Annotated in this window: 15 protein-coding genes; 9 read left to right on the forward strand and 6 right to left on the reverse strand. The window is 54.7% G+C overall.

Annotated elements, in window-relative coordinates; all coding sequences use genetic code 11:
- The first annotated feature begins 43 nt into the window (after window positions 1–43).
- The 6 genes from K5L82_RS14505 (at window position 44) to K5L82_RS14530 (ending at window position 4,446) form a co-directional block, all read left to right on the forward strand.
- On the forward strand, window positions 44–616 hold the full coding sequence (locus tag K5L82_RS14505) for an L-threonylcarbamoyladenylate synthase (protein WP_133006929.1): 573 nt from the start codon (window positions 44–46) through the stop codon (window positions 614–616).
- An 8-nt stretch (window positions 617–624) separates the two neighbouring features.
- Window positions 625–1,554 (forward strand): oxygen-dependent coproporphyrinogen oxidase, encoded by a 930-nt coding sequence (hemF, locus tag K5L82_RS14510; protein WP_133006928.1) that lies wholly within the window; start codon window positions 625–627, stop codon window positions 1,552–1,554.
- Window positions 1,544–2,371 carry a shikimate dehydrogenase gene (aroE, locus tag K5L82_RS14515; protein WP_223134629.1) on the forward strand — a complete coding sequence of 276 codons (828 nt, stop codon included), beginning with the start codon at window positions 1,544–1,546 and terminating at the stop codon, window positions 2,369–2,371. Before hemF ends, aroE begins: the two co-directional genes overlap by 11 nt.
- 35 nt (window positions 2,372–2,406) lie before the next feature.
- The gene (locus K5L82_RS14520) at window positions 2,407–3,180 is read left to right on the forward strand and encodes a motility protein A (RefSeq protein ID WP_223134630.1); all 774 of its coding nucleotides are present in this window, start codon (window positions 2,407–2,409) and stop codon (window positions 3,178–3,180) included.
- 3 nt (window positions 3,181–3,183) lie between these two features.
- Window positions 3,184–4,017: a flagellar motor protein MotB gene (locus K5L82_RS14525; protein WP_133006925.1), complete on the forward strand. Its 834-nt coding sequence runs from the start codon at window positions 3,184–3,186 to the stop codon at window positions 4,015–4,017.
- Between the two features lie 117 nt (window positions 4,018–4,134).
- The gene (locus tag K5L82_RS14530) at window positions 4,135–4,446 is read left to right on the forward strand and encodes a PA4642 family protein (RefSeq protein ID WP_223134631.1); all 312 of its coding nucleotides are present in this window, start codon (window positions 4,135–4,137) and stop codon (window positions 4,444–4,446) included.
- 13 nt (window positions 4,447–4,459) lie between these two features.
- Here K5L82_RS14530 and K5L82_RS14535 read toward each other — a convergent pair whose 3' ends face one another.
- Window positions 4,460–4,999, reverse strand: a complete 540-nt coding sequence (locus tag K5L82_RS14535; RefSeq protein WP_133006923.1) for a gamma carbonic anhydrase family protein — start codon at window positions 4,997–4,999, stop codon at window positions 4,460–4,462.
- 211 nt (window positions 5,000–5,210) lie between these two features.
- On the opposite strand from K5L82_RS14535, the gene prlC reads away from it, so the two are divergent.
- Together prlC and K5L82_RS14545 are read left to right on the forward strand one after the other, a co-directional pair.
- A complete protein-coding gene (gene prlC, locus K5L82_RS14540) occupies window positions 5,211–7,256 on the forward strand; it encodes an oligopeptidase A (RefSeq protein WP_223134632.1) in 2,046 nt (681 codons plus the stop codon).
- Between the two features lie 55 nt (window positions 7,257–7,311).
- Window positions 7,312–7,563 carry a YheV family putative zinc ribbon protein gene (locus K5L82_RS14545; RefSeq protein ID WP_223134633.1) on the forward strand — a complete coding sequence of 84 codons (252 nt, stop codon included), beginning with the start codon at window positions 7,312–7,314 and terminating at the stop codon, window positions 7,561–7,563.
- Between the two features lie 160 nt (window positions 7,564–7,723).
- Here K5L82_RS14545 and K5L82_RS14550 read toward each other — a convergent pair whose 3' ends face one another.
- Together K5L82_RS14550 and K5L82_RS14555 are read right to left on the reverse strand one after the other, a co-directional pair.
- On the reverse strand, window positions 7,724–9,046 hold the full coding sequence (locus tag K5L82_RS14550) for a Na+/H+ antiporter family protein (protein WP_223134634.1): 1,323 nt from the start codon (window positions 9,044–9,046) through the stop codon (window positions 7,724–7,726).
- A gap of 111 nt (window positions 9,047–9,157) precedes the next feature.
- Window positions 9,158–9,391: a DUF1653 domain-containing protein gene (locus K5L82_RS14555; protein WP_133006919.1), complete on the reverse strand. Its 234-nt coding sequence runs from the start codon at window positions 9,389–9,391 to the stop codon at window positions 9,158–9,160.
- Window positions 9,392–9,492: 101 nt separating this feature from the next.
- Here K5L82_RS14555 and K5L82_RS14560 point away from each other — a divergent pair, with 101 nt between their 5' ends.
- The gene (locus tag K5L82_RS14560; RefSeq protein WP_316933405.1) at window positions 9,493–11,262 is read left to right on the forward strand and encodes a diguanylate cyclase; all 1,770 of its coding nucleotides are present in this window, start codon (window positions 9,493–9,495) and stop codon (window positions 11,260–11,262) included.
- Between the two features lie 3 nt (window positions 11,263–11,265).
- Here the strand turns inward: K5L82_RS14560 and K5L82_RS14565 are convergent, their stop codons facing one another.
- The 3 genes from K5L82_RS14565 to K5L82_RS14575 form a co-directional block, all read right to left on the reverse strand.
- Window positions 11,266–11,652, reverse strand: coding sequence for a DoxX family protein (locus K5L82_RS14565; RefSeq protein WP_133006918.1), 387 nt, complete (start codon window positions 11,650–11,652; stop codon window positions 11,266–11,268).
- Window positions 11,653–11,770: 118 nt separating this feature from the next.
- Window positions 11,771–12,421, reverse strand: coding sequence for a hypothetical protein (locus K5L82_RS14570; protein ID WP_223134635.1), 651 nt, complete (start codon window positions 12,419–12,421; stop codon window positions 11,771–11,773).
- Between the two features lie 197 nt (window positions 12,422–12,618).
- Complete coding sequence (locus K5L82_RS14575; protein ID WP_223134636.1) at window positions 12,619–13,959, reverse strand: MATE family efflux transporter; 1,341 nt, start codon at window positions 13,957–13,959, stop codon at window positions 12,619–12,621.
- Window positions 13,960–14,037 lie beyond the last annotated feature (78 nt).

The raw sequence follows: 14,037 nt of genomic DNA on the forward strand, positions 1-14,037 counted from the left end.
GTGCATTTCCATTATCTGATCAAGCAGGTTGTACGATTTCTTTATGTCGCCAACGTCGTCCTTGAATGCCTGGCAACTGCACTGTGCCCGCCGCACCGTGTTGTCCGGCGGAGTAATTGCTTACCCCACTGAAGCGGTATGGGGGTTGGGGTGTGACCCTTGGAATCAACAGGCGGTAGAACGCATCTTAGAGCTGAAACAGCGGCCGATGGCAAAGGGCATGATTCTGGTGGCATCGTCCATTGATCAGGTGCGGTTTCTTTTGGACCCTTTGCCTCGAGTGTTGCAATGGGAAGCCGAGCAACACTGGCCCGGGCCCATCACCTGCTTGATTCCGGATGTACTAGAGCAAATTCCCGAATGGGTGCGGGGACAACACAGCACCATCGCCGTTCGGGTGTCTGATCATTCCTTGGTGCAGGACCTGTGTGAAGCGGCCGGAATGCCACTGGTTTCAACCTCATGTAACCCAGCAGGACGCGCTCCAGCGCGCAACATTTGGCAGGCACGGCGTTATTTTGGAAAGGAACTCGACCGAGTGATACCGGGCGCACTCGGGGGCAACCGTAAGCCCAGCCGCATTATTGATATCCTCACCGGAAAACAGTTTCGTTAGGAGCAAGCATGTCACAACAGCCGGATTCTCAGGTCGTTAAAGCGTATTTACTGGGCCTTCAGGATCGTATTTGCCAGCGTTTGGACGCGTTGGATGGTCAGGCTTCTTTCATCGAGGACAGCTGGGAGCGCCCCGAAGGCGGTGGCGGTATCAGCCGAGTGATTTCTGAGGGCAAGGTGTTTGAAAAGGGCGGCGTGAATTTCTCCCACGTGATGGGCGCCACCATGCCACCCTCGGCCACAGCGCATCGTCCTCACTTGGCCGGTGCACCTTGGCAGGCGATGGGGGTATCTCTGGTGATGCACCCGGAGAACCCTTATGTTCCGACCTCGCACGCCAACGTTCGTTTTTTCATTGCCACACCTGAAAAAGGCGAACCGGTGTATTGGTTCGGGGGCGGCTACGACCTGACCCCTTACTACGGTTTCGACGAAGACTGCGTGCATTGGCATCGCACCGCGCGCAGTGCTTGTGAACCCTTTGGTGACGACGTCTACTCGCGCTTCAAAACTTGGTGCGACGAGTACTTCTATTTGAAACACCGACAGGAACCTCGCGGTGTCGGCGGCCTGTTCTTTGATGATCACAACACCGGGGACTTCGAGCGGGATTTTGCCTTTATGCAATCCGTGGGCGACAGTTACATTGAAGCCTACGAGCCTATCGTGCAGCGACGGGTGGGTCATGCCTGGGGCGAGCGTGAACGCGATTTCCAGCTATATCGCCGTGGTCGTTACGTGGAATTTAACCTGGTGTATGACCGTGGCACGCTGTTTGGCTTGCAATCGGGTGGCCGGACCGAATCCATTCTGATGTCGTTGCCGCCGATGGTGCGTTGGGATTACAGCCGCCAACCGGAGCCCGGCAGCGAAGAGGCCCGGCTGACGGATTACTTCCTCACGGACCGAAATTGGTTGGAGGGTCTGGATGAACAATGAACTCTACGCGGTCATTGGAAATCCCATTAACCATAGCAAGTCGCCCCGGATTCACAGCTTGTTTGCCCAACAAACCGGTGAGCCGGTGGAGTACACCGCCATTCAGGCGCCGCTGGACGATTTCACCGGAACTGTAAAACGATTCTTTGAAGGCGGCGGCAAAGGCCTGAACGTGACTGTGCCGTTTAAGGAGGAGGCGTGGGCCCTCGCCGAGCACAGAACGCCCAGAGCAGAAAAGGCCGGAGCGGCCAATACGCTGTACCTAGATCAAGAAAATGATCTTGTGGCCGATAACACAGATGGTGTCGGTATTGTTCGCGATTTGCGCGATAACCAGAACGTACCGCTCAAAGGCGTGCGCATTCTTGTGCTGGGCGCGGGTGGTGCCGTACGGGGCGTATTGGGTCCGATCCTGGCGGAACAGCCTGCAGCGTTGACCCTCGCCAACCGAACCGTCGCCAAGGCCGAAGCATTGGTCCGTTTGTTTGCCGACGAGGCCGCCGACGCTGAGTTGTCAGCCTGCGGTTTCGAGCAGCCGGCACAGCCGTTCGATGTCATTATCAACGGCACCAGCGCCAGTTTGCAGGGTGATCTGCCGCCGATCTCCGGGAATGTGATCGGGCCGGATACGGTGGTGTACGACATGATGTACTCTCTGCAAACCACCACGTTCAATCAGTGGGCGCTGGATAACGGAGCGCAGCGGGTGTACGACGGGTTGGGCATGCTGATCGAGCAAGCGGCTGAAGCGTTTCAGGTGTGGCGGGGTGTCCGTCCGGAAACCGCTCCGGTTGTGGACGAACTGAGAAACGACTGAGCCGGGTTGGATAACCTCGGCCAAAAGGGAAGGTCATGGATATTCTGACGTTGGTAGGGCTGCTAGCCGGAGTTGTTATCGTTGTGCTTGCCATGCTGGCAAATGCCTCGATCATGACCTTCTTAAACTTGCCAGGCCTTGCGATCGTGCTGGGCGGCACCTTCGCGGTTACGTTGATCAAGTTCCGGTTGCCCACCGTTGCCAGTGCATTCCGGCTGGCGGCGAAAACGGTGTTCACCGATCGTCTTCCCCGTCCATCTTCGTTAATTCTCGAAGTGGGCGAGCTCGGGCGAATGGTGCGAAAAGAAGGTATTCTGGGTCTCGAAGAGCACGAAGCCAGCGATGAGTTTTTAAAGAAAGCCATTACCCTGTGCGTTGATGGTCACCCACCGGAATTGGTTGAAGAAGCCTTGCTGCAGGAAAGCCAGCAAATTGCCGAGCGTTACGAAGTGGCTGAGCGGGTGTTCCGCGGTATTGGTGAATCTGCACCTGCGATCGGCATGCTGGGCACCCTGATCGGCTTGGTGCAGATGTTGAATACTCTTGATGACCCTTCCACCATCGGGCCCGCCATGGCCATCGCTCTTCTGACCACCCTGTACGGAGCTTTTCTGGCCCAGTTGATTGCCCTGCCCTTAGCGGAAAAGTTGCAGCTGAAAGCCGAAGACGACGCTCGAAACCAATTGCTGATCATCACCTCGATCAAAAGCATTATGCGGGGTGAAAACCCAAGGGTGATGACCGAGTTTCTGGCTTCCTACTTGCCCCCCGAGCATCGAACCGATCTTGCGCCTGAAAAGGAGGCATAAGGTTTGTTGCTGCCCCGGCCACGTAAACGGCAAAAAGCCAAAAACGGTGCGCCAGACTGGATTGTCACCTTTGCTGATCTAGCTACCTTGCTGTTGACCTTCTTTATCTTGCTGTTGTCGTTTGCCGAAATGGACGTGGAAAAGTACAAAGCGATGGCGAACTCCATGTCGGTAGCGTTCGGTTCGCAAAACGTTATCGGTGAAGGTATTGGCGGTTCGCCGATCACCTTGGTGGAATCCGACACGGTGTCGCTGCCCGAACCGTCAGATAACTTGCAAGACCAGCCTGACTTTATTGACGAACGATCGGAGCAGCCGGAAATTCGCAAGATTCCGGGTGGTGTTCTGGATTTGAGTTCCAGACTGGTGCGAGAGCTGGAACCGGAAGCGGCGGCCGGTACGTTACAAGTGAACTACGACGAAGATCAGGTGGTTATCCGCTTTGCCGAGGAAGCGACGTTTCGGTCAGGGGAAGCGGCGATTAAGCCCAGTATGATTCCGATCCTTGAGCGAGTAGTGACGGTTTTAGCCGGTTGCGAGGGTGATGTGGTGGTATCTGGCCATTCCGACGACCGCCCTATTTCCAGCAGTAAATACCGCTCTAACTGGGACCTTTCCGCGGCACGGGCCGTATCGGTGGTGCATGAGTTGGTGATGAATCGGCAAATTCCCGCAGACCGGGTAATGGCAGCCGGGCGAGCTGAAACCCGCCCGTTGGCAGCGAATGACAGCCCGGAAAACAGGGCCTTGAACCGCCGAGTGGAGATATCCATCCGAAATCCCGAATGTGAGACGAACGAAGCGGTGGCAGATCTTCCGGTCGAAATTCTACCCTGACATGCGCAGCCTTATGCTTGCAGCGTAGATCCTCATAGTACTTTCATATAACTGACACAGTTTCAAAGCCTTATACTGTGCAGCCTTAATACTTGGAACCCATGGGGAGTAAGATCAATGAGCGGACCGGATAAACCGAAAGTCCTTGATGAATTGTGGAATGACGAGCGCGTTAAAAGCTTCCTGGATCTGGAGCCCTATGACAAAACGTTGCAGGCGGATCACTTCGTCCTACTGCGTGCCTATGAAGCCATGCGTGCCGAGGATTTCGAGCGTTTCGTCGGATTCTTTGTCGCTGCTGGCCGTAATCTGGATGCCACCGACGAGCACGGTGAAACCATGCTGGATCGCATCTCCCAGCATGGCCGCAGCGGCGATTACGCCCGCGCTTTAGAAAACGCCGGCGCCAAAACGCCAGCCGGAAACTGAGTTCCGGCTGAAGTTATTCTGAAGCGTCGAGGTATTCGTTCTTCAGCTTCACGTAGTTGGCAGCGGTGTACTTGAAGAAGGTTTTCTCTTTGTCGCTCAACGCTCGCGCTTGTTTACAGGGTGAGCCGACATAGAGGTAACCGGACTCAAGCCGCTTGCCCGGCGGTACCAGTGTTCCTGCTCCGATGATCACCTCGTCTTCAACGATGGCCCCGTCCATGACGGTGCAGCCCATGCCGACCAGCACTCGACTGCCAATGGTGCAACCGTGAAGCAGCGCTTTGTGACCGACGGTGACATCGTCACCGAGAATCAGCGGCCAGCCACCTGGGTTGAAATCACTGGCGTGGGTGATGTGCAAAACCGACCCGTCCTGAATACTGCAGCGATCGCCAATGCGGATTTTGTGCATGTCACCGCGGATCACCGTCATCGGCCAGACTGAGCAATCGTCGCCCATTTCCACATCGCCGATCACCACGGCACTCTCGTCTACCCAGGTACTTTTACCAAATTTTGGTGTGCTACCCTTGTGAGTTCGTACATTCGCCATTACATATACCTTTTACAGGCCTCGAATTGAGGCGAAGGAGTCTTTGGGAGGTAGGCTTTCCAAAAAACGCTCCTGCGGCACATCCATGTGGCGCTTCTGCTCCGCCATCCATGGCTACGCACATTTTTGAAAAGCCTACCTCCCAAAGACTCCCCCAAGCATTGGAGTTGCCTGAAAATACCTTAAACTGGAATAGCTGAGAAGGGGACCTATGAATAACCCGCTACTGACTGACGATCTGCTGCCGAAGTTCGAGCACATTCGCACCGAGCACATGGAAACGGCGATTGACCAGATTCTCAGCACGAATCGGATGAAGATCCAAGCGCTGGCTGAACAGGACGATCCCACCTGGGATACGTTGGTGCAGCCTATGCAGGCGATGGAAAACGCTTTGAGCAATGCCTGGTCGGTGATTTCTCATTTAAACGGTGTGATGAACAACGACGACCTGCGCAAGGTATACAAAAACTGTCTGGAAAAACTGACCGAGTACAGTACTGAAATCAGCCAGAACGAAGCCCTGTGCAATGCCTATAAGAAACTGGCCGCCCGGGACGATTACCAGAACCTCAGTGAAGCCCAGCGCAAGTCCATCGAAAACACCCTGCGCGATTTCCATCTGGGCGGTGTTGACCTGCCGGAGGACAAGAAGAAGCGTTACGCGGACTTGTCCCGCGAATTGGCAGAGCTCTCCAACAAGTTCAGTGACAACGTGTTGGATGCTACCCAGAACTGGTTCAAGCAGATTACCGATGTCAGCGAATTATCCGGTGTGCCGGAAAGCGCCATCGACGGTGCCCAACAGGCCGCTCGCCAAAAAGAGTTGGACGGCTATGTCATCACTCTGGATTTCCCCAGCTTTTATCCGGTGATGACCTACTGCGATAACCGCGAACTGCGTCGGGAAGTATACGAAGCCTTTGTGACCCGCGCGTCGGATCAAGGCCCGGATGCCGGTACTTGGGACAACACCCCGGTGATGGCCGAGATTCTTAAACGCCGCCACGCGTTGGCGCAGCTGTTGGGCTTTAACAACTACGCCGAGCGTTCATTGGCTACCAAGATGGCCCGCGGTGTGGATGAGGTGCTGGAATTCCTGAGCCAGCTGGCGGAGAAGTCCAAGCCCCAAGCCGAGAAAGAGTTCGCCGAGCTGAAGGCATTTGCCAAAGACGAGCACGGTGTCGACGACCTGCAAGCTTGGGACGTAGGCTATTACAGTGAAAAGCTGCGCCAGAAACGCTACGACATATCCCCCGAGACCCTGCGTCCCTGGTTCCCTGTGGATAAAGTGGTGCCAGGCCTGTTCCGGGTAGCGGAAAAGTTGTTTGGAGTGCAAATCGAAGAAAAAGCCGAGGTCGAAACCTGGCACGAAGAGGCTACGGCTTATTGCATCAGCCGCAACGGCGAGCCGATTGCCTGGTTCTACCTGGACCTCTTCGCCCGCCAAGGCAAGCGAGGCGGAGCCTGGATGGCTGATTGCCGGGTACGCTGGCGCAATATGCGCGGCCAGTTGCAGCTGCCGGTTGCCTTCCTGACCTGTAACTTCACCCCGCCGGTAGATGGTAAACCGTCGCTGCTGACCCACGATGAAGTGACTACCCTCTTCCACGAGTTCGGTCATGGCCTGCATCACATGCTGACGCAGGTTGAGGTGATGGATGTCTCCGGCATCAACGGCGTGGCGTGGGATGCCGTTGAGCTACCGTCCCAGTTCCTGGAAAACTGGTGCTGGAACCCGGAATCTCTGGCGCTGATTGCCAGCCACCACGAAACCGGAGAACCACTGCCGGAAGACCTGCTGCAGAAACTGCTGGCGGCGAAGAACTTCCAGTCCGGCATGGGCATGGTGCGGCAGTTGGAGTTTTCGTTGTTTGATTTCCGCCTGCATGCGGAATTCACTGATGAAGCCCCCACTAACCCGCTCGATATGCACCGGAAGGTACGTGAAGACATAGCCGTGGTTCAGGCGCCGGAGTTCAACCGCTTCCCGAACGGTTTCTCTCACATCTTCGCGGGTGGTTACGCAGCGGGTTACTACAGCTACAAATGGGCCGAGGTTCTGGCGGCGGATGCCTTCTCACTGTTCGAGGAAAAAGGCATCTTCGATCCAGAAACCGGTAAGGCGTTTTTGCAGAACATTCTGGAAAAAGGCGGCTCGCAGGAGCCCATGGAACTGTTCAAAGCCTTCCGGGGCCGCGAACCACAGGTGGATGCGTTATTGGAACAATCCGGCATCACTGGCGAAGTCGCCTGATACAATGAAAGCTGGCCGTGCTGATGCGGCCAGCTGGTTAATCTGGAGTTGAGTTATGCCGAGTCCAAAGCGTTTTATCGCCGGTGCGATTTGTCCGCGCTGTGCGGAGATGGACAAAATTACGATGTTCACGGATGACAAAGGCGATCAGGTGCGCGAGTGCGTGGCTTGTGGTTATACCGATGCCTTGTCTGAGGTTGAGCAGCCAGCGGCACCTGAAATTGAAACCCGGGTGAATACGCGGGGCAATGAGGACGACCATACCGTTAAGCAGGTGGTGTTTTTTAAGGCTGGTTCCGAGGACTGACTTGCTTGGGCTACTGGCTTTGTAGCCTGGTTGTTTGGGGGATGGTCGGGGTTCGGGAGAGGGGGCCAAAACGGAAAACGTGGTTTTCCTGATAGTTTTGGCCCCCTCTCCCGAACCACCCCGCAAAAAAGCAGGCTACAAAGGCAGGCTACGAAAAAGGTTAAAGAACCATAGCCGCCAACCACCCAAAGCCAAGTAGTGGCAGGTTGTAGTGCAGGAAGGTAGGAACAACCGTATCCCAAATGTGGTTGTGCTGACCGTCTACGTTCAGACCAGCTGTCGGCCCAAGGGTAGAGTCAGAAGCCGGGGAGCCAGCATCACCCAGAGCACCGGCGGTGCCTACCAAGGCAACAATGGCCAACGGGCTGAAGCCCATTTGCAGTGCCAGCGGAACGTACAACGCCGCGATGATGGGAATGGTGGAGAACGACGAACCAATACCCATGGTAATCAGCAAGCCCACCACTAGCATCAACAAGGCTGCGAGTGGCTTATTCTCACCAATGGCGGCAACCGAGCCTTCGACCAGATTGGCAATATCACCGGTTTCCCGCATTACTTCCGCAAAGCCGTTGGCAGCGATCATGATGAAACCGATCATCGCCAGCATCTTCATGCCTTCGGTGAACAAGTCATCCGCTTCCTGCCATTTAACAACGCCCGACAAGTTGAACAAAACGAAACCTGCCAGCGCGCCCAGGATCATAGAGCCCAGCCACAGCTGAACCACGAAAGCCACCACGATGGCAATCAGTGCCATGATCAACGTTTTCGGGCTGTATTTCACATCCACCCGTTCGGTTTGGCTGATCAGTTCTAGGTCGTAGCCACGACCGCCGCGGTAGCTGAAGAACACCGCGATCAACAGTCCCACCAGCATGCCCAAAGCGGGTAAAGCCATGGCAGACATAACATTTAATTCACTAGCATCGACACCGTTGTCTGCTACGTTCGCCAACAGTATTTCATTCAGGTAAATGCCACCGAAGCCCACCGGAAGGAACATGTACGGGGTGATCAAACCGAAGGTCAGTGCACAGGCCACCAGGCGGCGGTCCATGTGGAGTTTGGCCATCACATACAGCAGCGGCGGGACAACCAGTGGGATAAAGGCAATGTGGATGGGCAGGATGTTCTGGGAAGACATCGCAACCGCGACCAGCAGGCCGATAATCATGAAACGTATGCCGGTTGCTGCGCCGCCTTCGTCCTGTTTTCCGACCAGCGCCAAAGCCTTGTCAGCCAATGCGTGGGCCAGCCCGGATTTGCCGATAGCAACAGCGAAGGCACCCAAGGTAGCGTATGATAAAGCTACAGTTGCGCCGCCGCCCAAACCGGCGTTAAAGGCATCAATCGTGGATTCTAAAGACATCCCTGCGACAAGGCCGCCAGATATGGCGCCGACAATCAGGGCAACAACAACGTGGATACGGCACAAGCTCAGTACGAGCATGATCAGTACCGCGGCAACAACGGCATTCATGGCAAACTCCGGCTAAAAACTGAAGGTGAGCTGGCACCTTCAAGGCACCAGCGGTACGAAAAGTGGGCTAATGTGCAGGAAATGGCCGTGTCAGTCAAAGTGCTTATGTAACTAATCGTTGGAGTCTAACCGGGCAAACCGAGGTACGTCTTCCCCAGCAACCTGAACGGTTTCACGAAACATACTGAGCGGCCGCACCCATAAACTGTGGTCGCCGTATAAGCAACGGTAGACCACAAGCGACTCTTCGGTTTCGCTGTGTTGGGCCAAGCCAATGACCTCGTAATCCCGGCCCTTATAGTGGCGGTAGCGGCCCGGTGTAATAGTTTGCGGCGATCGGCTCATAGTGTTGCCCCGTGCGAAGTGAGCTATGCTCAGTGTGTGCGTAACGTCCAGCCAGTCGAACCAGAATTTTCAGCCGGCCGATGAGCAATGGTAGACGTCTTGTGAGAGCTATTCTATTTATTTTACTGTATCTGATTAGCCCAGCAGCTCTGTCGGGCAACATGGCTTTTCAATGGTTAGAAGTGCCCTATGGTGAGCTGTCTCTAGATGAAGTGCGAACCGTATCTTCGAATCAGTGGCAATCAGTGTCTGCTGATGAAACTTTCAACCAAGGCTTCAGCGACAGTGATTATTGGTTGAAAGTCTCTTTGCCTGTGGTTAAGCGCAACCGGCTTCTGGACATCGGCTATCCGCTGCTGGATGAAGTGTCTGTTTACTGGACGGTTGCCGGGCAAGTGATTGAAACCCATCACACGGGTGACACGCTTCCATTCGACAGTCGCCCGATTGTTCACCGTAACTTTGTGTTTTTGGTCCCCACCTCTACCAAACCGTTAACCGCTTGGGTGCGTGTGCACACGAATGGCTCAGCTCAGATACCGGTCTCAGTAATGCCCTCTGCGGATTTTCTGGCGAAGGAACAAGCGTCGTTTGGTTGGCAAGCCATGTTTGTTGGTGTCGTTTTAGCGCTGGTTTTGTATAACTTCTTTTTGTTCGCGATGGTCCGTGACACAACCTACTTGTGGTACGTGGCGACCGTACTCACCACGAGCTTGGTTCAGCTGAACTTTAATGGCCTTTTGTTCCAGTGGTTGTGGCCAAACATGCCGTGGTTGAATCAATTCGTAACCGCTCCGCTCGTGGGGGCCGCTTTAATTTTCGCGCTCACCTTCACCATCAAGTTTTTGGCGTTAAGGCAATTCAGTCCGACCAGCTATCGCCTGTTTTGGGTGTTTCGAGTGCTGGCGTTCGTATTCATTGGGTACAGCACTTTTGTGTCGTATCACTCCGGGATTGTACTGGTGAGCGCGTTGGCAGCTATCGGCACACCAGTGGTTTGGTTGGTGGCGCTGCGGCTCTGGCGTCGAGGGCAGGCGCTGGCGGGTTACTATGTTCTAGCCTGGACGCCTCTGTTAGTGGGACATTTGGCGTTGGCCACCAGCAAGTTAGGGCTAGTGCCCCGGAGTTTGTTTACGGAAATGGCTCCGCAAGCCGGGGTTGCGATTGAAGCGGTGTTGTTGTCTTTTGCTTTGGCCTACCGAATCAACATTGAGCGCGAGAAGCGTCAGGAAGCCCAGGATCATGCGTTGGCGGTTCAGCGCGAAGCTAATCTAATGCTGGAGAGCAGGGTTCAGGCACGGACTGAGGAGCTGCAAAGTGCCAATGAGTTGCTTAAAGCGGCGAGTTTGACCGATGGTCTGACCGGTGTTGCCAATCGTCGTCGTTTTGACGAGAAATTGAATGAGGAATGGCAGCGGGCCGTGCGTCATGGTCAGGAACTGAGCCTGATAATGCTGGATGTCGATCACTTCAAAAAAGTGAATGACTCCTTGGGCCACCTAACCGGAGACGATTGCCTGGTCGCGGTCGCCCATGCCATCGATAACGAAGTGCAGCGTTCTATTGATCTGCTTGCCCGGTACGGCGGAGAGGAGTTTGCGGTACTACTGCCAACCACTGATAGCGAGGGTGCTGCGATTGTTGCGGAGCGTCTGAGGGTGGCGGTTGAACGTTCTTCGGTGGAATCGGGTGGCGATAAAATTTCGGTAAATCTTACCATCAGTCTCGGGGTTGCGACCCTTCTGGCGAGCCAACATACCGACCCGCAAGAGATGATACGGCGCGCGGATGAAGCGCTTTACCGAGCCAAAAATACAGGTCGAAACCGGGTAGTGGTCTGGCGTGATAGCCAGACAACCACCGTTGATTGATGCTCAGTTTTTCAGTTTGTATCGGCCCGGGCCGAGGAAGATGAGCGCTAAAGCCGAGAATAAGAAAAAGCCTTGCAGTTCTAATGACCAGCCGCCATTGCTTCCGAGAGAAAGAAGTTGATGGCTGTGCACCAGCGCGATGGCCACAATCATGTTGAAGACAACGATGAGCGCACCGATACGAGTCTGGTAACCCAGAATAATCATCAAGGGTGCAAGAATTTCACCGATGTAAACGCCATACGCCAAGATGGTCGGTAGGTTGTGGCTGGCTAACTGGCCTTCGATAAAGCCAACGCCGTTGAGCAACTTAGACACCCCGTGGAATAGCAGAAGGCCGCCAAGAGTGAGTCGAATAATCAGTTTTCCCAAGTCTGCATTGTCCAACACGACAGTGTATCTCCTTAATTATTTCAACCAGTAAGGTAAGTTGCGCGCTTAGTTTAGCGTGTTGCTGAGTAGTCAGGAAGCAGCGGAGTAAAGCGAGGACTGGATCATTCCCGGAGGGTTAAAGCATACCTGGTCTGAGTGAAAACTGAATGTGGTTTCGATCCAGCAGGTGCTCCCAAAATTGGCGCATCCAGTCCCAGGCACGGTTGTTGACCTGATTTACGAAAGGTTCGAGATCAAGGCTGTAGTAATCGGGCGTTCCGGCAATCTGAAGTACCGTGATGGTAATGGCATCATCGAGTTCATTCGCAAAGGGTTCGCCAATTAACTCATGGACCAGCAAGTTGGCCCGGGTGGCCTCCAGGTCGATGAGTTCGCTGGCACGAATAGAACGGTTGTTGTCGTGCATCTCCTCCATCAGACGATGGCACATGTAGGCGCGGATGAGCAGCCCATCCAAACCGTCGTACTGAACCAGTAAAACCGAAGGCTGGGTGAAGTATTGGGCCGCGCCGGCGATGAACGGTTTGAACAGTTCTCTGATGCCGGCTTCCTGAGCGCATGCGTCTACGCATTCGATCAAACGAGGGGCCATTTCGATGTATTCGATGGCGAACTGGAACAGGCTGGTAGCAGGGTTCGCCCCCCCCACCACAATCGACGCCGGTAACCGGGCCACTTTTTCCTTCATCTGGCGCAGAAACTGGCCGGAACGAGCTTCTTTTCGTCGAGCCTGAGCAATAATCTCGAGTACTGCTTGTGGTGTCATTGCAGGAGACGCCGCTTTGTGTACGAGTTGAGGTCGCAAGGCCCCTCCTTGGTTTTACTAAGAGCAACCGGAAGCAGGTGATGGGGTGGCTGGCCGCCACGACATGCCTGCCATTTCTGGTTATTGTAGCCAAAATTCTCGAGGTTGCTGCCGCCGAGTGTTAAATAACGTTACAACTGCGGACGTTCGATTTTGGCTTATTGAGATCGAAACCAGAGATCGTGGCGCGTGTACTGCCAGCATAGCCAGCCCATGCTGGCGGCTCGGGCCAGCATCAGGCTGATCAGTGACAGCCACAAACCGTGATTGCCCCAGCCGGTTGTTAGCCACCAAATCGGAAGAAACACCACGAGTGCTGAAAACAACATCGTGTTTTGCATCTCCCGGGTGCGGGTAGCGCCGATAAAGACGCCATCCAGAAGGAATCCCCAGACTGCGGCGAAAGGCAGTAACCAAAGCCAAGGTAGATACTGCCAAGCTGTGAACTGCACTCCCTCAATGTCAGTCAGCAAACTGATCAACCAACGACCGCCAAGCACGAACGCAATCGTAAGTAGCAGTGCACCCCATATCGACCAGCGTAGGGCGCTGCTGAATACGGTTTTAAACTGATCTTTGCTGTTTTTGCCAATGGCTTCGCCGATCAATGCTTCGGCGGCATTGGCAAAACCATCGAGCGCGTTGGAGATAACCAGTAGGAAGGTGATCAAGACCGCATTGGCGGCAAGAATAATGTCTCCTTGCCGGGCTCCCTGCGCGGTGAAAAAGGCTAGCACCAGCAGTAAAGCGATGGTGCGCACCATAATGAAACGATTGACCTGAAGAATGCGTAAATAATCGGAAATTTGTCCGAACAGCTCCTTGGTCAGCGTTTGACCCTCGGGCATGCGCTTGAGCACGATGACGAAACCGATCGCGGTGGCGCCGTACTCGGCCAGAACGGTGGCCATGGCAACGCCACGGCTGTTCCAGCCCAAGACAGTCACGAAGAAAATATCCAGTGCTATGTTGATGCCGTTGGCTATGATCAGCATCACCATTGGGCCCCGGGGATACTGGGTACCAATCAGCCAACCCACTAACGTGTATTGGCACAGAACCGCGGGGGCGCTCCAGATACGAATCGAGGCATACTCAGCCGCCAGCTCCGCCACAGAAGGGCTCGGGTTCATCAAATGCAAACCAAGGGTGATCAGAGGCTGATGAAACAGAATCAGTAACAGGCCTATGCCTACCGCAAGCATTAATGAGCGCACCAACAGCGCAACTTGGGCGAAGGAATCCTGTTGGCCCCAAGCTTGGGCGGCGAGCCCGGTGGTCCCCATGCGCATAAAACCGAAGGTCCAGTACAAAATACTGAACAGGTTCGCGCCAACAGCAACTGCGCCGAGATACTCCGGGTTATCCAGATGGCCCAGCACGGCGGTATCCACCAACCCCAGAAGTGGCACCGTGAGGTTCGTCAGCATCAGCGGCCAGGCAAGCAGCCAAAGGCGATGGTCCGTTGGGCTGAAGATCTTTTTATGCAAATTTCTCATTAAAACGGGCCATTTATCTCATTTAGGTTTAATGGGATTTTTAGTGTTTTGCTAATCAGTGTCTACACTGATTATCGA

It is taken from the genome of Marinobacter sp. AL4B, assembly GCF_019916045.1.
In the GTDB taxonomy this organism is placed as follows: Bacteria; Pseudomonadota; Gammaproteobacteria; order Pseudomonadales; family Oleiphilaceae; genus Marinobacter.

What these genes read in the sequence shown, in the direction of transcription:
- K5L82_RS14550 (WP_223134634.1), bottom strand. Translation starts at nt 9,046, where the DNA reads ATGAATGCCGTTGTTGCCGCGGTACTGATCATGCTCGTACTGAGCTTG.
- prlC (WP_223134632.1), top strand. Translation starts at nt 5,211, where the DNA reads ATGAATAACCCGCTACTGACTGACGATCTGCTGCCGAAGTTCGAGCAC.
- hemF (WP_133006928.1), top strand. Translation starts at nt 625, where the DNA reads ATGTCACAACAGCCGGATTCTCAGGTCGTTAAAGCGTATTTACTGGGC.
- K5L82_RS14555 (WP_133006919.1), bottom strand. Translation starts at nt 9,391, where the DNA reads ATGAGCCGATCGCCGCAAACTATTACACCGGGCCGCTACCGCCACTAT.
- K5L82_RS14545 (WP_223134633.1), top strand. Translation starts at nt 7,312, where the DNA reads ATGCCGAGTCCAAAGCGTTTTATCGCCGGTGCGATTTGTCCGCGCTGT.
- K5L82_RS14530 (WP_223134631.1), top strand. Translation starts at nt 4,135, where the DNA reads ATGAGCGGACCGGATAAACCGAAAGTCCTTGATGAATTGTGGAATGAC.
- aroE (WP_223134629.1), top strand. Translation starts at nt 1,544, where the DNA reads ATGAACAATGAACTCTACGCGGTCATTGGAAATCCCATTAACCATAGC.
- K5L82_RS14505 (WP_133006929.1), top strand. Translation starts at nt 44, where the DNA reads ATGTCGCCAACGTCGTCCTTGAATGCCTGGCAACTGCACTGTGCCCGC.
- K5L82_RS14535 (WP_133006923.1), bottom strand. Translation starts at nt 4,999, where the DNA reads ATGGCGAATGTACGAACTCACAAGGGTAGCACACCAAAATTTGGTAAA.
- K5L82_RS14575 (WP_223134636.1), bottom strand. Translation starts at nt 13,959, where the DNA reads ATGAGAAATTTGCATAAAAAGATCTTCAGCCCAACGGACCATCGCCTT.
- K5L82_RS14520 (WP_223134630.1), top strand. Translation starts at nt 2,407, where the DNA reads ATGGATATTCTGACGTTGGTAGGGCTGCTAGCCGGAGTTGTTATCGTT.
- K5L82_RS14570 (WP_223134635.1), bottom strand. Translation starts at nt 12,421, where the DNA reads ATGACACCACAAGCAGTACTCGAGATTATTGCTCAGGCTCGACGAAAA.